Origin of the sequence: Bacillus sp. FSL K6-0268, from assembly GCF_038005425.1 — a bacterium.
Lineage (GTDB): Bacteria > Bacillota > Bacilli > Bacillales > Bacillaceae_G > Bacillus_A > Bacillus_A thuringiensis_S.
The window spans coordinates 1,013,224-1,036,018 of the sequence record NZ_JBBOTF010000001.1 but is presented as its reverse complement, the minus strand read 5'-3'; the positions used below and the strand labels follow the sequence as shown (position 1 = coordinate 1,036,018).

Below are 22,795 nucleotides of genomic sequence, written 5' to 3'. Positions count from 1 at the left end.
GTTTCTTGTTTATTTAACAGCTTCTTTTAATTCTTTACCTGCTTTAAATGCAGGAACTTTACCAGCTGCGATTTGAATTTCTTCGCCAGTTTGCGGATTACGTCCTGTACGAGCAGATCTTTCGCGCACTTCAAAAGTTCCAAATCCGATTAATTGAACTTTATCGCCAGATTGTAATGCATTAGCAATTGTGTCAAATACGGATTGTACAGCTGCAGAAGCGTCCTTTTGAGAAATATCAGCTGATTGTGCTACGTTTTTAATTAATTCTGTTTTGTTCATGTTTTCACCTCATAAAAAAATTTTTGGAATGAATGTTTTAGTATAATAGATAGTAAAGATAAAGCTATCACTATGATTAGAAAGAATACTATATAATTATGTTAATTTCGTTGCAAGAGACTGAATCCCTTCTATTATTTAGGGATTAATTAAGAATCGATGCATATAAAAAGCTTAAGTATGAGGATGAGGGGGAGTATAGGAATGATTTTTCGTGAAAAAAATGAGAAGGAAAGTATATTAATTCGTCAACATGATCATGGTTTTTTAGCTGGAGAGATTGCAAAGCATATAAAAGAGGACTTTTTTGAAGGTAAAACATATTTAAAAGAAACAGTTGATGCAATATATGAGCATGACAGAGGATGGATAGAGCTTGATAAAGTACCAATTTTGAATGATGCTAAAAATATTCCATATACATTTATGGATTGTCCAAGCCCATTACGTTTTGTTTTTTATACGATTGGTTTGAATGAAATTGAAAATTCTAATCCATACGGGGCATTGCTTTGCAGTAAACATTTTTTATCATTTCCACTAAACGAGGAAGATGAAGAGATGATGTCATTTTATAAACATGAATTAGAACGACAAAAAAGAATTTTGAAAACGTTAACAAAGGAACAGTTTGCGATGTTTGATAAATATTATAGATTATTAAAGTTTTGTGATGAACTTTCTTTATACGTATGTATGAATAAGCCTGGTGTAAAAAAGAAAGATGAAATTGATTTATTTAAAGATGGTTTTGAAGGAACAGAAATGTTTAATAGTAAGGAGGAGAAACTTATTCAAGCTGAATGGGTGGACGAGGAAACAATTCGGATTACACCATTTCCATTTCAAACGGAATTTCATACGTATGTAAAATATAAAACGATAAATAAACATGAAATGAAAGGAAAAGGGATTGCAAAGGCTGATAGAGAATCGGAAATGAAGAAACAAACCATTCGTTTCATACAATAAGGAGGTAATATAAATTGAAAGATTATATATTAAAACAGTGTGATTACCATGCTTGGGCTAATACTAGATTATTCAATCGATTAAAAGAGTTACCAAACTATGAGACAATTTTTAATGAGCAGATACAGAGTGTATTCCCATCCATTAAGGATACTTTTGTGCATATTTATATTACAGATCAAGTGTGGTTACACATATTGCATGGTAAAAGTATGAATGAAGCAATACAAGACCGAGAAGATTTACGAAAACAAATTGAAACTAAATCGTTACATGAATTAGAAAAAATGTTTGAAAACATGGCAAATCAATATAAAGACTTTTTAATTACAATACAAGACGTGAATGCTGTATTTGTTATTGAGAACCCATATGCAGGGGCATTAGAAACTTCAATTTTAGAGTTAGTACAACATGTCGTAAATCATGGTACATATCATAGAGGAAATATAACAGCGATGATTCGTCAACTTGGTCATTCGTCGACAATGATGGATTTTGTACTGTATTTACATATGGTTAAAAAGCAGGGAGAGTAATATAGTTTGTAAGAAGGAGAGGCTTTAATTATAGAAGTCTCTCCTTCTATTTTATTCCGCATTCATGGTAGATCGACTGATTAAAGTTTTCTTAAGAAGCTTTATTTTCTTGTAATTGCTTAGCGTATTGTACAGCCTTAAATGCATTGACTCTACCATTTTTCCAGTACGTACCTGTACCACTAATTTTATCAGAAGTTGACTCAATAATTTGGCGAATTTGTGTATTGCTATATCCTTGATTTGCTAAAAGAGCAGCGACTCCTGCAACATGAGGTGTTGCCATAGAAGTACCACTTAATGATTGATACGAGCTTCCTTTATAAGTGGAGTATATATTTGAACCTGGTGCTGCAACATCTACCCAGCTACCATAAGTAGAAAATGAAGATTTCTTATCTGCTTGATCTGTAGAAGCAACTGCAATTACTTCGCTGTAATAAGCAGGGTAATTAGCTTTTGTATTTCCAGCATTTCCAGCAGCTGCAACTATAACAGAGCCTTTATTCCATGCATATTGAACGGCTTGTTGTAATGCAGTACCACCATTTGGAGCTCCTAAACTTAAACTAATTACTTTTGCCCCCGAATCAGCAGCTTCTCGAATACCTTGCGCTACAGCATCAAGTGTACCACTTCCTTGATTATCTAATACGCGGACAGCATAAATTGAAGTTTGTGGGGCAACACCAGCAATTCCGACACTGTTATTCGTAAGGGCTCCAGTAATTCCAGCGCAATGTGTACCATGACCATTACCATCATCAGATGTATTGTCGTTATCAACATAATCATGCCCGTAAATTACTTTCGAAGCCAAATCAGGGTGTGAGCCTTGAACTCCTGTATCAATAATAGCTACTTTTACACCAGGATCACTTCGTTGGCTATCCCAAGCTTGTGGAGCTTGAATCTTTTGCAATCCATATTGATTTTTAAAATATGGGTCGTTCGGAGTCCAAAAGGCGTGAACGTAATAATTCGGTTCTGCATATTCTACATCTGGATTATTTTTATAACTCTTTATTTTTTCTTTTACAGTACCTTTCGAAAATTGAACGACTTCAAAACCTAACTTATCATCTTTAGATAAGACATTAGCTCCGACAGATTTATGAAAAGATTGCACGTTACTTAAAGATGCATTTTGCTTGAACTTAACGATTAATTGGTTAGGAACGTAATCAGTAGATGATGTTTCAGCGCTTGAAGTATTCGTGTTAAAGAAGAAACCACCAATAATAAATGATAAAACAGATAGGAAAACAATGATTTTGTTTTTCAAAAGATTTTTCCTCCCTTTTCTTGGATAAGTTTTTCAGCGACGCTTTAATGTCGCATTCCTTTTCAACTATATAGTTAGACCATACGATTTATGTCATTTATGTGAAAAACTTTTAGTGGAATAAAAAAGGGAAAGATTGATATAAATATATTTTTAATGATATTTACTGAGTAAGAAAACAAAAAAAGGAATGCTCATTATGTATGAATCATTCCTTTATTATTGATTAACTTGCCTGTTTTTTATGACTTTCTTTTAATTTCTCTGCTTGTAAAAAGCGATTCGTTTCAGCGACAACAATACTACTTAATCCAATTAGACCAATTAAGTTTGGAATTGCCATAAGTCCATTTGCAATATCCGCAAATGTCCATACGATGCCTAATTTTAAATTCGCACCAATAGCAATCATGATGATAAAGATTGCTTTATAATATTTAACAGCACTTTCTCCGAATAAATAAGCTACACATTTTTCTCCATAATACGACCAGCCTAAAATAGTAGAGTAGGCAAATAAAATAATTGCGATACCGAGAATCATACTACCAGCAGTACCGAATACAGATTGGAATGCAAGTGTTGTAGCTTCAACGCCAGTTTTACCTGATTTCCATGCACCTGTTGTAATTAATACAAGTCCTGTAATTGTACATACAATAAACGTATCTAGAAAAGTACCGGTCATAGAAACTAATGCTTGCTTTGCAGGTGAATCTGTTTTTGCAGCCGCCGCGGCAATAGGGGCACTCCCTAAACCAGCCTCGTTCGCAAATACACCGCGCGCCATTCCGATTTGAATAGCTGATGCAACTGTTGCTCCGATAAAACCACCAGCAGCTGCAGTACCAGTAAATGCACCAGAAAAAATAAGTGAAAATGCTTCTGGAATTTGATCGTAGTGATAGAAAATAATAATAAGGCCAGCAATGATATAAAAGAAAGCTTTAATAGGAACGATATATCCTGTCACTTTCCCGATTTTTTTAACTCCGCCTAAAATAACAATAGCGATTAAAAACGACATCAATATACCAGTTAGAGCAGGGGGGAAAGAGAAATTAATTCGCATTGCCTCTGCAACTGAGTTAGATTGCACCATATTACCGATACCGAAAGAAGCAGTTGTACCGAATATGGCGAATAAAACAGCAAGCCATTTCTTTCCTAAACCACGTTCTAAATAGTACATTGGTCCACCCGAATATTCGCCATTTTCATTACTAACACGGTATTTCACCGCAAGAATTGCTTCGGCATACTTTGTTGCCATCCCGAACAAAGCAGTAATCCACATCCAAAAGATTGCACCGGGACCACCGATTGTCACAGCTGTTGCAACACCAGCAATATTTCCCATACCAATCGTTGCCGCCATAGCTGTCATAAGCGCTTGGAAGTGGCTAATATCTCCAGAAGAAGATGTATCTTCTGATTTTTTAAAAGCTAGTTTGTGAGCGTATAATAGTTTACTAAACTGTAAACCTTTTAAACGCACTGTGAGAATGATACCAGTACCAACGAGTAACAACAACGTTGGTAGTCCCCACACATAGTAATTGATTTGTTCTAACACTTTACTTACTGTCTCCATCTGTATTCTCCTTTTTTAGAAAAAAATAAAAACCACTTCAAGTAAATGAAATGGTCTCTGGAGAAACAAGGGATAGAAAAATAAACCGATACAAATCGGCATTTTCTTTCGCTTGTCTCTGTCCTTTTACCTGAGAGATTATCCGCTATAGTAGCGGATTTGCTCCTTCGGTGCTCGTTTTCCTCTGCGCTATATAAAGCGAAAGGGAGTCTCTCCAGAGATTCGTCCCCATGCAGTTCTACTTGTAACCAAGACCTGAGAGTTTCAAAGTTGGTTTTACAACTTTTTGCCCCGTCGGTAGATCAATAGACCTTCTCCTGAATGGTTCATCCGAATTATAAAATTAATAACTTATACGCATTGAATGTGTATAGAATCAATAAAAACATTATAGTTATACAATTAATGAAATGCAATCATTTTTTTATTTTAAAATAGTAAAGAATGCTATTTTTTCAAAAGTCCTAATTTATCCTCAACTTCAGCTAAGGTGGATAAAGCGATGACAATAAGTTGATCGGCAAGTTCTAAAGAGTGTTTAGCATTTTCAATTATTTCATTAGCTGGAGTAGAGCTATTGGCTCCAGTTATAATCAAATCTGCTGCATTTTTCATGAAGTTAGATGCGGTTTTAAATTCAGTTGTGAAATAGGTTAGTTGCTTTTGTATATGTACTTCTACTATGTTTTCTTCAATTTGTAGGGTGTCAATTTCTTTTATGATTGTTTCATATTGCTTTGAAACAGAAATCATTGTACTTAATAGTTTAGTCCTGTCAACCGAATCTTCGTTTATATTAATATCCTCCCAAGCAGGCAACCAATCTTTCTCGATGATGTCATTATAATTTGTAGTTAACTCATCTATTTTAGGTTGCAGGTTAGTTTTGAATGTTTTTGTATCAATTGTTTCTACCGTGGCTTTTTTGTTATGATTTTTATCTATCATTGTGTAGAAAATCGTACTGGCAATAATAAAAATAGAAATTACAACTGACCATTTTTTTGAAAAAAAATTCCTCAATGAGTAACGCCTCCAAAATTTTAAAATCTATTAATTATAATATATAACAATAACAGTATTAATGATAGAGAATATAGTCTAGAATTGATTTTAATTATATTTTTTATATACATAAATAACTAAGATTAGTAAAATGATGAAAGTAATATGTGAGAAAAGAGGGTTTTCAGTGAAAATGAATAGAAAAAACTAGTTTCAAATATTTCAATGGCTATGATATTAGTTGGCTTATTTGCACTCATATATCTGGACAAAGAATCTAAAATTGAAGATTTTCCAGTACCAATGTCAGCAATCCATATTAACGATGAAAAGGAAGAGGATTATAAATATATAAGTGTAATGCCAATTACAAAGGCGAGTGGCTGGGAGAACTTAGGGGAAAACGGTCATACTGTTAGTTTTAAAAAAGAAAAACGGAAGGTAACGGTAGTACATTATCCAGGAGAAATTACGTATTCTATATTTGAAAAATAATTGATGATTAAAGAGATAGGGAGTAGATAATAATGTAGGATTGTTTACTTCCTATCTTTTTTGGATTTTAATTCTGAATTGTTGGAATTAAAATTATTATGCGTATAGAATAAAATAGTATTTCTTATGAAAATGAGTGGATAGTTTACCAAGTATAAAAAATAGGATGTTTTATTGAATGATATAGATAATCAGTAATATATAATTATGTTATGTAAACTATAAGCGGGATAAGAAAGCAAAACAAGGGATTTTAATTTTTATATTTTAGATGTATTTTTACCCGGTAAGTATTCCGGTAATTAACTTACAACATTTACGGAGGGCATCAAATTTCGAGTAAGTAATGGAGTTGATAACAAAAAAATTAACGTTTGTGTATATGGAAAAATAGAAAGTATGGCGAGTGGGAAATGGATCGGATCATAGGGGGGAATTAAAAATGTTACTAAAAACAATCTACTGTAAAGTGGAAGAAGAGAAAAAAGAATTATTTTCAAGTGCGCAAGAAAAATGGCGTGATATACAGCACCTAGATGGTTTTCATGGACAATTTGGTGGATGGAATGAAGATGAGGCATGTGTATTTACTTTATGGGAAGATAGAAGTGTATATCAATCATTTATGAATGCTTCTCACGATACAATTTATTTAAATAGTAATCAAGAGGATACGTTTCTTTCATGTGAAATTGAATTATTTCAAACGTTGTATGATATAACTGATATGCATTTGGAAGATATTGTAATAGAGGGAGCATTCGTAAGAGTTGCTATATGTGATGTAAAGTTGGAAAAGGAAAAGCATTTTTTACATAAGCAAGAAACAATTTGGAATAAAGGAATGGAAAAAGCAAAAGGAATGCTAGGTGGAGTAGTTGGGAAGTCTTTAAAAAATGAAAATCGTTACATAGTGTTAACGTATTGGAAAGATGAAATAGCGCACCAACATTATGTGGAAGAGATTTTCCCAGATTTATATAAATTAGCTAATATTCATGAAGATATAGAAGAGATAAAAGGAAAACAAGCTGTATGTAAGGAAGAATGGCTTGTATATTAAACGCTGAAAAAGTGCATAAATGATTGTATAATAACGATATTTTCTTATAAACAAGTAATTAATAGAAGACGTTATATACCCTTTCATGTTAATATATTTAAGTTATAATAGGAGGCTTACCCTTTTGTATTGTACGGTAGAAGCAGTGTGAGCTTGAAATTTTTTTTAGAAAAGGATGTGCCTAATTTGCGTATCAATAAATTTATTAGTGAAGCTGGAAAAGCGTCTCGACGTGGAGCGGATAAACTAATTAATGAGAGAAGAGTAATTATTAACGGTAAGGTTGCAAAAATTGGTGACCAAGTAAATCCAGGTGATGATGTACGAGTAAATGGAGAGCAGCTTCGAATTGCTCGAGATCACGTATATATCGCTTTAAATAAACCAGTAGGTATTACATGTACGAGTGAAAAAGCTGTAAAAGGTAACATTATCGATTTAGTGAACCATCCTTTACGAATTAGTCACATTGGACGTCTTGATAAAGACTCAGACGGTTTAATTTTGTTAACGAATGATGGTGATATCGTTAATGAAATTTTACGTGCTGAAAACAAACATGAGAAAGAATATATCGTTTCAGTAGATAAGCCAATTACTCCTGATTTCTTAGAGAAAATGGCAGCGGGTGTTAAAATTTTAGGAACAAAAACGCTTCCTTGTGAGATTACACAGCTATCAAAATATGAGTTCCAAATTATTTTAACCCAAGGGCTAAATCGCCAAATTCGCCGTATGTGTGAAGCTTTAGGTTATCAAGTATACACGTTAAAACGTACGAGAATTATGAATATCGAATTGAATAATTTACCAGTTGGACAGTGGAGAGATTTAACGAAGAAAGAGAAAAGACGTCTATTTGCAGACTTAAATTACGAACCACAAGATTGGTAAAATTGTGAAGTGAAACCAAAAAAATTTGGTTTCACTTTTTAAATTAAATAAATAATTTTTTTAAACACTTGCAAAAATAAAATGAATAAGATATATTAAATAACAATAAATGGATGTTTTACAAAAAGCAAAGAAAAGGACACGAGTTATTTTACCCGGTTATACAGAGAAGGAAGGAAAGCTGAGAACTTCCTAACGCAGAAAAATAACTTACCACCTTAGAGCTGCACTAGGGAAATTAAGTATCTAGTGCCGTGTATGCGACGTTATCGCAAAAGAAGCCATTATGTTTTTTGTGATGGGAATCTGGGTGGAACCACGGATATAAGCATATTCGTCCCTATATTTAGGGATGAATATGCTTTTTTGCATTCAATTTCATAATAAGCGAAGAAAAGGACACGAGTTATTTTACCCGGTTATACAGAGAAGGAAGGAAAGCTGAGAACTTCCTAACGCAGAAAAATAACTTACCACCTTAGAGCTGCACTGGGGAAATTAAGTATCTAGTGCCGTATAAACGACGTTACCGTAAAAGAAGCCATTGTATGTTTACAATGGGAATCTGGGTGGAACCACGGGTATAAGCACGCTCGTCCCTATTTTAGGGATGAGTGTGCTTTTTATTATGAAATGGAGAGATGAAAAATGAAAGAACAAATGATTGAAATTAAATTTCCAGATGGTAGCGTGAAAGAATTTGTAAATGGAGTTACTTTAGAAGAAATTGCTGGATCCATTAGCAGTAGTTTGAAAAAGAAAGCAGTCGCGGGGAAAGTAAATGATGGATTATATGATTTACGCCGAAATATTGAAGAAAATGCGGAAGTGGAAATCATTACTATAGATTCAAATGAAGGTGTAGAAATTGCAAGACACTCTGCGGCACATATTTTAGCGCAAGCTGTAAAAAGATTGTATGGTGATATAAATCTTGGAGTAGGGCCTGTTATTGAAAATGGATTTTATTATGATATGGATCTTCCAAGTAGTGTAAACATAGAAGATTTACGAAAAATCGAAAAAGAAATGAAAAAGATTATAAATGAAAATATAAAGATAGAACGAGTTGAGGTTTCTCGAGAAGAAGCAGCTAAGCTGTTTCAAGAAATAGATGATAGTTTGAAATTAGAAATTTTAGAAGCAATTCCTAGTGGAGAAAGTGTAACACTATATAAACAAGGTGAATTTGTAGATTTATGTAGAGGACCACATTTACCATCTACAGGTTATTTGAAAGCATTTCAATTAACTCACGTTTCCGGTGCATATTGGCGAGGTGATAGTAATAACCAAGTGCTTCAGCGTATATATGGTGTTGCATTCTCTTCTCAAAAAGAATTAGAAGAGTATTTACATTTCGTTGAAGAAGCAGCAAAAAGAAATCATCGTAAGTTGGGAAGTGAGCTTGAGTTATTTATGTTTTCTGAAGAGGCTCCGGGAATGCCGTTTTATTTACCGAAAGGACAAATTATTCGAAACGAATTGGAAGCATTTTTAAGAGAAATTCAAAAAGAGTACAATTATCAAGAAGTACGCACTCCGTTCATGATGAACCAAGAAGTATGGGAGAGATCAGGGCACTGGGGACATTATAAAGATAATATGTATTTCTCTGAAGTAGATAATAAAAGTTTTGCATTAAAACCGATGAACTGCCCAGGGCACATGCTTATGTTTAAAAATAAATTGCATTCTTATCGTGAATTACCGATTCGTATGTGTGAATTTGGTCAAGTACATCGTCATGAATTTAGTGGTGCGTTAAACGGATTATTAAGAGTACGTACTTTCTGCCAAGATGATGCACATTTATTTGTAACTCCAAAACAAATTGAAGATGAAATTAAATCCGTAATGGCGCAAATTGATTACGTATATAAAACTTTTGGATTCGAATATGAAGTAGAGCTTTCTACTCGTCCAGAAGATTCAATGGGTGATGATAAATTATGGGAGCAAGCAGAAGCAGCATTAGAAAATGTATTACAATCGCTAAATTATAAATATAGACTAAATGAAGGTGACGGTGCATTTTACGGGCCGAAAATTGATTTTCATATTAAAGATGCTTTAAATAGAAGTCACCAGTGCGGAACAATCCAGCTTGATTTCCAAATGCCAGAGAAATTTGATTTAAATTATATAGATGAAAATAATGATAAGAAAAGACCAGTTGTTATTCACAGGGCAGTTTTAGGGTCATTAGATCGCTTCTTAGCAATATTAATTGAGCACTTTGGAGGTGCGTTCCCGGCATGGGTGGCACCAGTTCAAGTGAAAGTAGTTCCGGTTTCAAATGCAGTACATGAACAATATTGCAGTGAGGTTGCACATAAATTAGCAAAAGCTGGAGTTCGTGTTGAACAGGATGCACGAGATGAAAAATTAGGATATAAAATAAGAGAAGCACAAATGCAAAAAGTACCGTATTTTCTTGTTATTGGGGATAAGGAAATGGAAAGCGGAGCTGTAAATGTACGTAAATATGGGGAAGAGAAGTCAGAAGTTGTTGCGCTAGATGTATTTGTGGCAAGGATTGAAGAGGAAATAAAGAATAGAGAATATTGATTGTAAAGAAAACACACTATTAAAAATTAGTGTGTTTTCTTTTTTATCTTACAAAAATGTAAGGTAAATGTAAGCGAAATCGAGGGAACGAGTTGTAGAAAAATGAGAATATGAAGTAGGAAATAGGTTCATGTTACGGATGTAACTCTTATTGAATGCATAATTAAAAAATTCTTAAGAATTCACATGACAAAATAATAAGAAATATGTGAGAAATTGATTTTATACAAAAGGGATGGAGTGAAAGAGATGTCAACAAATGTAGTTACTGTAGAAAGTGTAGAAAAAACGTATGGGAAAAGAAATGAGAATCAGTCAAAAGCATTAAGGGGCGTATCGTTAAGTATTAAAGAAGGAGAATTTGTCGGGATTATGGGGCCTTCTGGATCTGGAAAAACGACTTTACTTAATGTGATAAGTACACTTGACCAGGCGACAGGTGGTAGTGTGACGATAGCTGGAACAAATATTACTTCTATGAAAGGTAATGCATTATCAGATTTTCGATCTCAAAAATTAGGTTTTATCTTTCAAGATTTTAACTTACTAGAAAATTTATCAATTTATGAAAATATCGCTTTACCACTTTCTTTGCAAGGCGTACCGTCCAGTGAGATTACTGGAAAGGTAAATGACGTTGCAAAAAAATTAGGCATCACTGAAATTTTAACAAAATATCCGACTGCTGTTTCTGGAGGACAAAAACAAAGAACAGCGGCGGCAAGAGCTTTAGTACATAATCCGGCAATTGTATTAGCAGATGAACCGACAGGAGCGCTTGATAGTAAAAACGCAAAAAGTTTATTAGAAGCGATGCAAGATTTACATGAAAATCACAATGTAAGTATTTTAATGGTTACACACGATGCATTTAGTGCAAGTTATTGTGAGCGTATTTTATTTATTCAAGATGGTCTTCTTTATAAAGAATTAAATCGTCAAGGCACTCGAGAGAATTTCTATCAAGACATTTTAGGTGTGCTCGCTCATATGGGCTCAGCTGCTGAGTCTAAGTAGGGGGCGAAACTATGTTATTTAAATTATCACGTCATAGTATGAAAAAGATGTTAAAAGATTATATGGTTTTACTTATTGGTCTCGTTATTAGTATTAGTATTTTCTACATGTTCCAAACGATGGCGATGAATAGTGAATTTACGAAAGATAATAGCCTAATTAGTAGTATTAGACTCGTCTTTTGGGTAGGTGCAATACTATTATCTTTCATTACTGTATTTTATATTATATATGCCAACTCTTTCTTGCTCACGTTAAGAAGAAAAGAACTCGGTATGTACATGATGCTTGGTGCGAAAAAGAAAAAAGTAGCACAGTTATTATTTATTGAAACATTCGGTATGGGGATTGTAAGTATTATTATCGGTATTGTAGTAGGGATGTTACTTGCAAGTGTAGCAGGAAACTTTTTAATGAATGGAATGGAAATTTCAGCAAAAGGTAGTTACGCATCTGTATACACACCAGCAATTTTAGTTACAGCTATTTTCTTCTTAATACTATTTTTCATTACTGGCTTAATGAACAGCGTCCGATTGTTACGTAAAACTGAACTAGAGTTAATTCGTGAAGATGAAACACTAGATGAAGTGAAGAAAAGTAAAACTCGCATTATTATAATGACAGTACTTGGTGTATTACTGGTAAGTACAGGGTACTATTTTATGATCAATGTAAAAATATATGCTGAATTAGGTTTTATTATAGCAACCATCGTTACAACACTTGGCACATATTTTATCTTTAGTTCATTACTCCCATTTTTTGTGATGAAAATTAAAGGGAATAAAAAACGAAATGAAATTGGTCTAAATAGTTTTACATATGCACAGCTACGCTTTCGAGTAAATAGTTTATCGAGAGTATTAGGTACTGTAGCGATGTTAATTGCATTAGGAGCAGGTGCGATGACTGCAGGTATGGCGTTCCAAAAAAATGTAGGTATTATGACAGACTTTTCTCGTGTATATGATGTTGTAATTCATGATCCGAATGATCAAGACAAAGCGGCCTTGAAAGAAATGGAAATTGTTGAAGAGAGCAATTACAAATATAAAGTAGATGGAGAAGCGGTTTATTATTTACGTAACGACTTAACTGCGAAACCACCACTTGTTTCAGACCATTTTGATACAAAAACTTTAAAAGAGCCTGTTCGTAAACGTGTGACTGAACCTTTAACTGAACCTGTATATTCAGCTTTAGAGGCTCCTGAATTAGCAAAATTCCCTCAAATGCCAAAGGATTGGGAAGACGCAGTTGTAAGAGAGATACAAATTACGCATAATCAATTTAGCGGAAAACCAGTAAGAATTGCAGACGAAGAGCATTATAAAGGGATTCAAGGAACAGAACACACTGTAACATTAGCAAAAGTAGATGATATGAAAAAATATAAACCGTTATTGATCGAAATAGACAAGAGACAAAAAGAACAAATTGAAAAAGCAACAGGTGCAAAGGTAGACTTATTTACGAAAATGACAATTTATCAGTTTATGAACAGCTTCATGAGCGGAACAATGTTTATGGGATTTTTCCTCGGAATTGCCTTTTTAGCAATGATGGCGAGTTCCCTTATGTTCAAAATATTAACAGGTGCTTCTCGTGATGTACGCCGTTATGAAATGTTACGAAAAATCGGCGTAAGACGTAGTATGTTAACGAAAAGTATATATAAAGAAATTTCATATTTATTTATCTTCCCAGCAATCATTGGCATCTCTCACGTTTTAGTGGGGCTTAACTTATTCAGCTTTATATTAGTTGATCCGTTTGTAAAAGTGTGGGTGCCAATAGGAATCTTCTTAGTCATTTATTTCATCTATTACTGGATAACTGTTCAACTTTATAAAGGGATGGTAATGCCGAAAGAAGAGGTAGCTAAATAGTTTATGAAAAGAGTCCTTGTTTTGAAAATAGGGCTCTTTTTATGTTTTTTATAAAGAAGGAAAAGATTGATAATGGTCGAAAAACATAATGTTATTTCCAATAAATTACTAAAATGATAATGTTTTATTAAGAGAAACGACCCGAAGTATGAAAGAAATGCTACAGTTATTTCGAAACAAAGTGTATGCACGTTTTTTCTAGGGAATATTTTAGAGCGACTTAGTTCTATGATTGCTGGAATTATTCTTTCTATAGAGAGATAGAAAGAATAAAAAAGATAGCTGAAGACAAATTGTTTTCAGCTATCTTTTTTGTTTAATTTAGTGATGTCCAGCTAGTAGAGTAAACGCTATTATTAGGAGAAAACCACTAGTTGCCCACATTAGAAATGTAAGGAAAGAGAGCTGTTTCTTAGCTTTCCAAAGCATTTCATGAATTGTGACATATCCAAGTGAACCAATAGCACTTCCCATAATGAGGCCTTGCAGGTGACGAGCTTTTCCTTCCATCAAAATTCCAAAAACCGTACCAGTACCGAGAATAAGAGAAAGTAATAAAGTCGTTAATAAAAAGGAAATATATTTATGCTTTGTAAAAAGAAATGGAATAATTAAAGCTAATCCTTCTGGAATATGGTGCACGACGATTGCTATTAAAAAGGGAATGGCAGAGTCATTATGATTTATAAAAGCTGTACCTAACGCAAATCCACTAGGTATATTATGAATAAATATAGCGAAAGAGAGAAAAAGGAAGGTTTGCCATGCTTGTTGATCTTTTTTATGTATCATTGGATGATGACAATAGTTATCTAATAAGCTCATAACTAAAATACCGATGGCTATACCAAGTATAGGCCCAATTATTTCATAGCTTGAAAATGTTTCAGGGATAATTTCAAGTGATAATAACCCGAATAAAATACCACCACATAATGCGTATAAACGATGCATCTTTTCTTCAATGAGTTGGCGTGTTGCTACTCCAACAGCACCACCTAACAGTAATCCACCGAACGAAAAAAATGTTACAATCATTGGGATCCATAAACGTTCCATAGTATCACACTCCGATTCTATTCCCTTATTTTTAGCTTACGAAAAATTAAGTTGGATTAGTCCAAGTAATTGTGTTTGAGTATAGAGAAAAAAGTAGTGATTCGTTATAATTTATATATTAAATTTAAGTGAGAAAATGAAAAGACCTGCGGTAGTATGTCAACTGAAAAATAATATATTTTGAAGTTATCAAAGGACAAATTGCTTAAAAAAGACATCACGAAACTAGACCAGCACCGCATGTAAAATACTGGAATTGATTGAAAGGTAGCGATGACAAGTTTTATGTCACACTTTCACACACCTTTCAGGCGTAAAGAGTTGGTGATTACGTAGTAGCGCATCCACCAATCGCACAAATTTTCTTGCGGTTAGAACGAGTGCACGTTTGTGTTGATGTTTTGGTACTTCATTATACTTTTTTGCGTAATATTCTTGGTATTCCAATACATGCTTTCTTACAGAGTTGGCGGCTTCAACTAAGTAATACCGCAAGTAATGATTCCCATTACGAGATAATGAAGTATTTTCAGCGGTGAACCGGCCAGACTGGTATGTACGCCAATATAACCCGGCATATTTTGCGATTTTGGTTTCATCGTCAAATCTTTCGATTTGGCCAATTTCAGCGATAATACCAGCGGCATATATAGGCCCGATTCCAGGAATGGATTCTAATGTTTGCGTTAATCCAGCCATGATCCGCTTAATAGATTTTTCTAGTTCTTTAATTTGTCTTTGATAGGTACGAATGATTTCGATTGATGTTCCTAAAAGAATATCGATTGAGTCTTCTACCACCTTATCTAAACGGTACGACGTGCGAACAGCCTTTTGAATGGTTGATGCGACACATTTCGGGTCACCAAATCGATTTTTACTCTTTTCCTGTAGGAACTCAGCGAGTTCCTCTAAAGGCATGTCAGCTAGCTCTTCTAGACTGAATTTTTCAAGGAACAATTCCATCATGGCGTTACCAAATATAGAAGAATCGACTTCTTGTGAGAACGTATTACATTTATAACTTAGGTGTTGTAGAAAATGTTGTTTCTCCTTTGTCAACATTCTAACGAGTTGATAACGAGCTCTTGTTAATTGCTGTAATGCCACGTATTGACTTTCTTTCACGATGGACATTTGATTTCGCCCAAATCGTAAATAATCAGCGATGACAAAGGCATCAATTTCGTCAGTCTTATTCATGTCTGAATAACTTTTCTTGAAGTTTGCGACTTGTTTTGGATTTAGAAGAAATACCTTTGTGCCAAATCTTTTTAAGTCTTCGTCATGATGGAGAAACATGGATGGGTGAAAACTGTAAACAGATGTAGATTCTAAGCCGATTTTTAAAGTTTCAACCTCTTGATTGGTTGTGCACTGTAATAATCGTTCTTTAAGTACCTGTGCACCTGGTAAGTCATTACTGACTGAAAAAGAATCTAGCTTTTCTCCTTCACCATTTAAAAAGCAAACTTTCATATCAAACGAACTTACATCTAGACCAACAAATAATCTCACGTAAGAGACCTCCTTTCGATTTAGAATCATTGCTTGGACGTCTCGAGATATCTCTAGTGTGTACGCCGACCAACAACCTCGTGTATAAGAGCTAGTCCTGAATCGAAAGCCGCCCTAGAGCTACTAACATCTAGGTTCGAGGATCAGGCTGCTCAGCCTGCGAGTAGGGAGCCCCGCGCGTTCACTGAGAAACACTCTTTTCGTGTGGTAAATCCACAGGGGAATACAGAATTGTCCCAAATGATCCTAAGACCATTATCTAGAAATATCTTGAGACGTCCAAGTATTTTCTTTATTACTGGACTCTTATTAGAGAGAAAAACTAAGCCTGAGATAGGGCTTAAATATTAATATACGAGGGGAATTGGTTATGCAACAAATTAAAAAAATAGGAAACTCATTTTGGTATATGACACCAGTTTCTGAAACGGATAGACCTATATTAGGAATGGTTGTTGGAAAAGAAAAAACTTTAATGATTGATGCAGGGAATTCAGAAGAACATGCACAATTATTTTTAGAAATGTTAAAAGAACAAAATGTATCGAATCCTGATTTTGTAGCACTAACGCATTGGCATTGGGATCATATTTTTGGATTATCTGTATTACGGAATGCATTAACTATTTCGCACGCTGAAACGAAAAAAGAAATGCAGGCAATAGTATCTTATGAATGGACAGATGAAGCGTTGGACGCACGCGTAAAAGAGGGTACTGAAATTGAATTTTGTGCGGATTGCATCAAGAAAGAGTTTGAAGAAAAAGCGAGAAATATTAACATTATTCCTCCAACCTTAACGTTCCAGGATCAAATGGAATTAGACCTTGGTGAAGTGACCTGCGTGTTAAAACATGTGGGCGGAGATCATGCACATGATTCTGTTGTTATGTACATAAAAGAAGAAAAGATATTGTTTTTAGGAGACTGTATATATGCAGATATTTTTTCTTCGAAGTGGAACTATACGACGAAAAGAACGTTTAAATTGATAGATGAATTAGAGAAATTTGATGCTGAGACATATATTCTTTCTCATGGGGAAGCGATAAATCGAGAGGAGTTTTTACAAGAGATTCGTATGTTAAAAACAGTAGGAACTTATACAGAAATTCATAAAGGCGATGAAGAGAAGATAAAGGCAGTGTATAAACAAGAACTAGATAGAGAATTAAATGAAGATGAGTTAGAAACAATAACGTATTTTGTCAATGGTTATGAAATGAATAATCAATAAGACACTACATTAATCCAATATAATTAAATTGCACAAAAAGAGTATTGAAATTTAATTCAATACTCTTTTCAATAGTTAAATATGTAGTTTCAACTAAATTCTAAATATAGGGGTTCATCGTCTGAAGTGATTTTATTCTATTTATTTTTCGTATAGATAGTGGTTCAAGTAGAAGCTTTCTTTGCTAATTCAGTAATATATTCAAAGAATACATCACGTTTTACATCATAAACGACATTTACAGGTCGTCCATTAGCAGTTTCCTCTGTACGTCCTTGGCTTGGTCCGTATGTATGAACGATACTATTAATCGTTTCAGTTTTTGCAAGGTTAGTGTTTCCGACAAGCGCGGTAGTTAGTACATCCCATAAATAGTAAGTAGAGTTCGTTGAGAAGTGAACGAGAGGGGGGACCATTGCATAGCATTGACCAAGGAAATCCATACCAATATACTTTCGTTCTTTTGCCCACTGTTCACGTATGTTTATAGTTAACGGAACTTGGTTTGTACTTTCTAGTGTCACTAAGTCGATTTTAATTTTTGCATCCCATACACGAGCCACTGCTTCAGGGTCCCAAAACGAATTCCACTCAGCTGTTCCATCATGCTCTGGTTCATGTACATTGCCTGCTGTAAGAAATGTACCACCCATCCAAACGAGACGTTCAATTTTATCTTCGATTATGGGAGCTTCATATAATGCACGAGCAAGGTCAGTTAGGGGCCCAGTAAATAATAAAGTTGTTTTTCCTTCCGTTTGTAGAAGCGTTTCTATTAAATGATGATGCGCGGGTTTTGCCACCACGGGTGTTACAACTTTTCCAGACTCATTTAAAATTGGTAGAGCATCTACATAAAATGCATGCATCCGCCAGTCTTTTGGAAACGGGTTTTGCCCGCGAGAGTTTGAAGCGGCTACTGCAATATTACCTTTGCCGAAGCGATCGATAATTTTACGACTGGCAGACATTGCGGGTTCTAAATAGCAGTCTGCTGGGATAACAGATACACCGGTAAGCTCAACGTTTTCCATTTGAAGTAATAAAAATAATGAAATTAAATCATCTACGCCGCCATCATGATTGAAGTACACTTTTTTCTTCATTGTAATCTCCATCCTATATGATTTAGTTAGAAATTAAATATGAATTGAGGAGAAGTCATCAATAATTTCCACCACTTCAATTTCTCCATTAATCAGTAGCTCAGGAAGTTCATTTCTAATATTTCCTTTCCAATACTCTCTAGCTTGTTCGATTTTTTGAGAAAAAGGAATACCATCTTCTTTTGGTAAAAGATTCCCGTCACCTTCAAAAGAACTTCCGATTACTTGTAGTTTAACAATCTGTAAAACTTCTCGATTGTAAGAATCAAATAATGCTTTCCATTTTAAAGCATCTTCATAGCTTTTTGCAGCGTATAAACAAGATAATCTGGAAGGATATTCAGGGAATTCTTGTAGTCTAACCATTTCTACAATTGTTTCTCTAGCTGCTCTAATTGTTTGATCCATATAACTCATGACTACTTTAGCATTTTCATTATTTATATGTAATTCGTTATTTTTATAGTGTTTATTTAAAATTTGTATGCCATCTTCACCATTAGCATTTAATTGTTCTCTTTCAAAAAAGAAGTGATATAGAGTATTGTGTTGATTTTTGTTAAAAGGAATGATTTGTCCGATATGCATTTTTTTCTTTGTTACGATATGATATACGAAAAATCCTTGTTCATTCATGGTTATCCTCCTAGTAATAATGTAATGCAATGTTAAATTTAGTAATTCAACATTGAAATATATAAAACCTTTATAAGTAAAAGTGAGAATTTGAGTTGAAAGTAAAGAAAATACATGAAAACGTTTTAAATTTGTTCACAAAATGTTCACTTACGAAGGGGGTTTCAATATCGATATAATGACAAAGACTCAAAGAGAAAGGATGATGAATTTTGCCAACAACAAGAAAAGAAAACCTCCAATTTGGTATGATGATGTGCCTTGGGATGGTTATCGTAATGACGTTTTACAATTTACTAATGAATGAAACAGGAGGACCAATTTATATTAAAGAGATTGCATTAGAACTATTAATTGGCTTTATTATTGCGCTATTAATTGAAATATGTATCGTTGGACCTTGTGCGAAAAAAATTGTATTCATGTTGCCATTTGATAAATCTAAGAAAATAAATATTATCGTTGCGATGGCGACAACTATGGTAATCGGAATGGTGTTCTTTATGTCATTTTTCGGTATGGCTATGATGCATTTACATGGTGGACTACAAGGAGCTTCATTTGTTTCAATTTATTTTTCGATTTTTATTAAAAATTTCATAATGGCATATCCATTACAATTAATTATTATGGGACCGCTTGTACGTTTCTTATTTGCAAAGTTTGTTATGAAAAAGAAATCTTTTAATGTAGCGTAATTCAAATTTATAAAATTTTATATATAAATAATAAAGATAAACACATCTCGCATTTTTGAGGTGTGTTTTTTGTTCATTCCAAGTTATTTTCATAGTGATGTGACATTTGTCCTTTTGCCATTATAGGATTATAGCTTTTAATTAAGTCAGAAATAAAAGATGAGGAGATGATTTTTTGAAAGGTATTATATTTGCTGTTTTTGCGGGGATATTTATAACACTTCAAGGAACCTTTAATGCGAAACTTAGTTCACATATCGGTATATGGTCGACGAGTATTATAACCCATTTAATTGGATTCCTTATTGCAACAACTGTATTTTTGTTAAAGAAAGAAGAGAAAGTAACAGATTTAAAGAGTGTGAAAAAAGTATATTTAGCAGCGGGTGCATTTGGTGGATTCATTATTTGTGCAGAAACGATGGCGATATATTCACTAGGAGTTACATTGACAGCTGGCACACTAATGGTTGCTCAATTGTTAACGGCAACAGTTATTGAAATGAAAGGACTGTTTCATATAAAAAAGATACAGATGGAGAGATATCATATTGTGGGAACAATAGTAATGATTATAGGTATTGTTGTATTTAATATGTAAATGAAAGGAGAAATGAATATGGAGGATAAATCAGGTTTAATTACGCATTATTTGAGAACCAATAAAACGCTCGAGATTTTTTCAGAAATAGATACAGTTTATTTTCAATTAAATTACTTTGAAAAAGGCGAGCTTATTTGCAATATAGATGACGAAATGGATCGTTTATATTTTGTTGTTAAAGGTAAAGTAAAAGTTTACACGATTACATCAGAAGGAAAGAAACTAATCCTTCGCTTTATCAATCCATTGGCCATTGTTGGTGATATTGAATTAATTCAAAATAGCAAAGCACATAATGTCGTTGAAGCTTGTTCAGATGTTATAGCTATCTCCATTTCTAATACGGTTATTAGAAACAAGTTATTACATGATCCTATATTTATGAAGTTCTTACTTGAAAACATTGCGAACACGTTAAAAATATCGACTCGTTTTACTGCTCTTAATTTACTTTATCCTGTAGAAGTACGTGTAGCTAGTTATTTACTTTCAATTTCAACAGATAGTAACGGGAATATGTACAAAGGGGATTTGGATACGACTTCGGTAACAAGTATTGCAGACTTTATAGGGGTAAGTTATAGGCACGTAATTCGGGTATTACAAAGATTTTATAATGATAAATTAATTGAAAAGAGTAATGGAGTTATTGTCATTAAAGATTTTTCTAGAATGAAGGAAGTCGCTAAAGATAATATATATGAGCAATGAAAGGGAGAGGAAGATTTTGATTGGATTTAGTTTAGCTATATTAGCAGGAATATTAATTAGCTTACAATCTGTTTTTAATGCAAAAGTAAATGAAAATGTAGGACAGTGGTTAACGACTACATGTGTCCTTGGAATAGGTCTCATTAGTTCTATTCTATTTTATATCATTACAGAAAACAGTATTAACATTAAAGTGTATACTACAAATTATTTGTTTTATGTAAGTGGACTGTTTGGCATCGGGTTAATTATTTGTATAATGGGTGCAATAAAGAGCTTAGGTCCAGCATATACGGTGCTAATTAGTCTTATTACTCAATTGGTCGTTGCGTTATGCATTGATACATTCGGATTATTTGGAATGGAGAGCATTCCATTACAAATAAATAAATTAGTTGGTATAGGTTTATTAATTGTGGGGGTAGGAATTTTTAAAAATCTATTTTTGAATAAGAAAGCTATTAGAATAACCGAGGATGAGATTTGAAGGTTATAAGGATGTTGATAATCAGATTATAGATGTTTATGTAGTGGGAATACATTTTATATATGTCTCTGTTAGTGAAGGATATATATATATTCGATAAAAAACGTGAATTAGCTATTAGTGTAGTTGAAAAGAAGACGTCAATAAGTTAAGGTCTTCTTTATGTATTGTTCTGAAGTTATCAGAACTTAAGTATAAGGGAATGGGAAGTGGTTTAAGTTAAGAAGAATATGCCCGAAAATAAAATATTACTTAACATATATAACTAATGAATGCAATGTCTTTTTCAGTTATTAAGTTGTAAATCATTTTATGATAAAATCTTTTACATAATTTAATAAAGGGGTAGTATTCAATGGGTTATTTCTCAAATGGTTTATTAGTTTTGTTTGTGCTAATCGTATGCAGTTGTATATTTTTTGGTTGATAATATAATGAGAGTCTTATATAAAAGAAGTTATCTTAAGTGAGATAACTTCTTTTTATTTTATATTGAGAAGGAATTCTATCTTTCTTATTGAAGTTTGTTCTAGTTATTTTTACATCGATTAGATTTGTGTAAAGGGAATTTTATGAAATATAAACAAGCCAGAGAATAGGGAGTATTTACATGGAAAATAGTATACGCCACACAAGTGAACATCCTACAGATTTTAATGGATTATTATCCTTATACGAATCTTTAGGATGGAATTCTCTTAAATTAACGGTTAACGAGTTAGAACAAATGTGTAAGCAAAGTTGGTATGCAATTTATGTTTTTGATGATAAGAGGTTAGTAGGGATGGGGCGTGTCATATCAGATGGAGTCATAACAGGCATTATTTGTGGAGTTGGTGTATTGCCAAAATATCAGTCTAGTGGCATCGGAAAAGAAATAGTGAAACGATTAATCCAGCACTGTGAACAAAACAAGGTTATTCCACAACTTATGTGTGTAGAAAAATTGCAATCTTACTATGAATCTATAGGGTTTGAAGCATTCTCTATTGGGATGACAAAACATATTATAAGATAAAGGTGCTTTATCCCGCTATTTGCCGGGCAGTAAAACCCCAACGGATTAAAGTTTCACTTTATATTTTCAGTTTACTCGTACATATTTTCAAACTTCAGTATAAAGGAGAATG

The 22,795-nt window shown here is 33.5% G+C and carries 21 protein-coding genes, 2 pseudogenes, 1 riboswitch and 2 other annotated features; of the genes and pseudogenes, 15 read left to right on the top strand and 8 right to left on the bottom strand.

All coding sequences use genetic code 11. The annotated features are described in order from the left end of the window. Positions 1-9: 9 nt before the first annotated feature. Positions 10-282, bottom strand: coding sequence for an HU family DNA-binding protein (locus MHI28_RS05145; RefSeq protein ID WP_001043905.1), 273 nt, complete (start codon positions 280-282; stop codon positions 10-12). A 204-nt stretch (positions 283-486) separates the two neighbouring features. Between MHI28_RS05145 and MHI28_RS05140 the strand changes: the two genes are divergently transcribed. Both MHI28_RS05140 and MHI28_RS05135 read left to right on the top strand, forming a co-directional pair. Next, the gene (locus MHI28_RS05140; RefSeq protein WP_000577287.1) at positions 487-1,254 is read left to right on the top strand and encodes a DUF3891 family protein; all 768 of its coding nucleotides are present in this window, start codon (positions 487-489) and stop codon (positions 1,252-1,254) included. A 14-nt stretch (positions 1,255-1,268) separates the two neighbouring features. After that, on the top strand, positions 1,269-1,793 hold the full coding sequence (locus tag MHI28_RS05135) for a DinB family protein (protein WP_000656265.1): 525 nt from the start codon (positions 1,269-1,271) through the stop codon (positions 1,791-1,793). 91 nt (positions 1,794-1,884) lie between these two features. Here MHI28_RS05135 and MHI28_RS05130 read toward each other — a convergent pair whose 3' ends face one another. The 3 genes from MHI28_RS05130 to MHI28_RS05120 all read right to left on the bottom strand — a co-directional run bounded on the left by MHI28_RS05130 (position 1,885) and on the right by MHI28_RS05120 (position 5,695). Then, positions 1,885-3,078 carry a S8 family peptidase gene (locus MHI28_RS05130; protein ID WP_000790929.1) on the bottom strand — a complete coding sequence of 398 codons (1,194 nt, stop codon included), beginning with the start codon at positions 3,076-3,078 and terminating at the stop codon, positions 1,885-1,887. Positions 3,079-3,304: 226 nt separating this feature from the next. Next, on the bottom strand, positions 3,305-4,672 hold the full coding sequence (locus tag MHI28_RS05125) for an alanine/glycine:cation symporter family protein (protein WP_000451033.1): 1,368 nt from the start codon (positions 4,670-4,672) through the stop codon (positions 3,305-3,307). Between the two features lie 108 nt (positions 4,673-4,780). Next, positions 4,781-4,900: riboswitch (glycine riboswitch) on the bottom strand. A gap of 219 nt (positions 4,901-5,119) precedes the next feature. After that, the gene (locus tag MHI28_RS05120) at positions 5,120-5,695 is read right to left on the bottom strand and encodes a hypothetical protein (RefSeq protein WP_001243468.1); all 576 of its coding nucleotides are present in this window, start codon (positions 5,693-5,695) and stop codon (positions 5,120-5,122) included. A gap of 133 nt (positions 5,696-5,828) precedes the next feature. Between MHI28_RS05120 and MHI28_RS05115 the strand changes: the two are divergent. The 7 genes and pseudogenes from MHI28_RS05115 to MHI28_RS05085 all read left to right on the top strand — a co-directional run. Further along, positions 5,829-6,172: pseudogene (locus MHI28_RS05115) on the top strand (hypothetical protein). Between the two features lie 442 nt (positions 6,173-6,614). Then, complete coding sequence (locus tag MHI28_RS05110) at positions 6,615-7,235, top strand: YdbC family protein (RefSeq protein WP_000925175.1); 621 nt, start codon at positions 6,615-6,617, stop codon at positions 7,233-7,235. Positions 7,236-7,421: 186 nt separating this feature from the next. Next, positions 7,422-8,129, top strand: coding sequence for a 23S rRNA pseudouridine(2604) synthase RluF (rluF, locus tag MHI28_RS05105; RefSeq protein WP_001222160.1), 708 nt, complete (start codon positions 7,422-7,424; stop codon positions 8,127-8,129). A 121-nt stretch (positions 8,130-8,250) separates the two neighbouring features. After that, positions 8,251-8,474 (top strand) — a binding site (T-box leader). 36 nt (positions 8,475-8,510) lie between these two features. Beyond that, positions 8,511-8,733, top strand: a binding site (T-box leader). A gap of 44 nt (positions 8,734-8,777) precedes the next feature. Beyond that, positions 8,778-10,700, top strand: coding sequence for a threonine--tRNA ligase (gene thrS / locus MHI28_RS05100; RefSeq protein ID WP_000663089.1), 1,923 nt, complete (start codon positions 8,778-8,780; stop codon positions 10,698-10,700). 249 nt (positions 10,701-10,949) lie between these two features. Next, positions 10,950-11,717 (top strand): ABC transporter ATP-binding protein, encoded by a 768-nt coding sequence (locus MHI28_RS05095; RefSeq protein WP_000106426.1) that lies wholly within the window; start codon positions 10,950-10,952, stop codon positions 11,715-11,717. 11 nt (positions 11,718-11,728) lie between these two features. Continuing rightward, the gene (locus MHI28_RS05090) at positions 11,729-13,609 is read left to right on the top strand and encodes an FtsX-like permease family protein (RefSeq protein ID WP_000897903.1); all 1,881 of its coding nucleotides are present in this window, start codon (positions 11,729-11,731) and stop codon (positions 13,607-13,609) included. 148 nt (positions 13,610-13,757) lie between these two features. Continuing rightward, positions 13,758-13,858 (top strand): annotated as a pseudogene (locus MHI28_RS05085) (MFS transporter); the annotation flags it as partial. Between the two features lie 72 nt (positions 13,859-13,930). On the opposite strand, the gene MHI28_RS05080 reads toward MHI28_RS05085, so the two are convergent. Both MHI28_RS05080 and MHI28_RS05075 read right to left on the bottom strand, forming a co-directional pair. After that, positions 13,931-14,668, bottom strand: coding sequence for a ZIP family metal transporter (locus MHI28_RS05080; protein ID WP_000440613.1), 738 nt, complete (start codon positions 14,666-14,668; stop codon positions 13,931-13,933). 288 nt (positions 14,669-14,956) lie between these two features. Continuing rightward, a complete protein-coding gene (locus MHI28_RS05075) occupies positions 14,957-16,186 on the bottom strand; it encodes an IS110 family transposase (protein ID WP_100909797.1) in 1,230 nt (409 codons plus the stop codon). Between the two features lie 370 nt (positions 16,187-16,556). Between MHI28_RS05075 and MHI28_RS05070 the strand changes: the two genes are divergently transcribed. Continuing rightward, positions 16,557-17,423: an MBL fold metallo-hydrolase gene (locus tag MHI28_RS05070; protein WP_001184095.1), complete on the top strand. Its 867-nt coding sequence runs from the start codon at positions 16,557-16,559 to the stop codon at positions 17,421-17,423. A 164-nt stretch (positions 17,424-17,587) separates the two neighbouring features. On the opposite strand, the gene MHI28_RS05065 is transcribed toward MHI28_RS05070, so the two are convergent. Continuing rightward, on the bottom strand, positions 17,588-18,541 hold the full coding sequence (locus tag MHI28_RS05065) for a nucleoside hydrolase (protein WP_140153288.1): 954 nt from the start codon (positions 18,539-18,541) through the stop codon (positions 17,588-17,590). Positions 18,542-18,562: 21 nt separating this feature from the next. Next, positions 18,563-19,165 (bottom strand): DUF2441 domain-containing protein, encoded by a 603-nt coding sequence (locus MHI28_RS05060; RefSeq protein ID WP_001005235.1) that lies wholly within the window; start codon positions 19,163-19,165, stop codon positions 18,563-18,565. Between the two features lie 212 nt (positions 19,166-19,377). Between MHI28_RS05060 and MHI28_RS05055 the strand changes: the two genes are divergently transcribed. The 5 genes from MHI28_RS05055 to MHI28_RS05035 all read left to right on the top strand — a co-directional run bounded on the left by MHI28_RS05055 (position 19,378) and on the right by MHI28_RS05035 (position 22,683). Beyond that, positions 19,378-19,863: a hypothetical protein gene (locus MHI28_RS05055; protein ID WP_001143403.1), complete on the top strand. Its 486-nt coding sequence runs from the start codon at positions 19,378-19,380 to the stop codon at positions 19,861-19,863. Positions 19,864-20,038: 175 nt separating this feature from the next. Continuing rightward, entirely contained in the window at positions 20,039-20,464 is a 426-nt protein-coding gene (locus tag MHI28_RS05050; protein ID WP_000676020.1) for a DMT family transporter, read from the top strand. 18 nt (positions 20,465-20,482) lie between these two features. Continuing rightward, on the top strand, positions 20,483-21,178 hold the full coding sequence (locus tag MHI28_RS05045; protein WP_000389684.1) for a Crp/Fnr family transcriptional regulator: 696 nt from the start codon (positions 20,483-20,485) through the stop codon (positions 21,176-21,178). 16 nt (positions 21,179-21,194) lie between these two features. After that, positions 21,195-21,665, top strand: coding sequence for a DMT family transporter (locus MHI28_RS05040; protein WP_000579008.1), 471 nt, complete (start codon positions 21,195-21,197; stop codon positions 21,663-21,665). A gap of 610 nt (positions 21,666-22,275) precedes the next feature. Continuing rightward, positions 22,276-22,683, top strand: a complete 408-nt coding sequence (locus MHI28_RS05035; protein WP_000431724.1) for a GNAT family N-acetyltransferase — start codon at positions 22,276-22,278, stop codon at positions 22,681-22,683. Positions 22,684-22,795 lie beyond the last annotated feature (112 nt).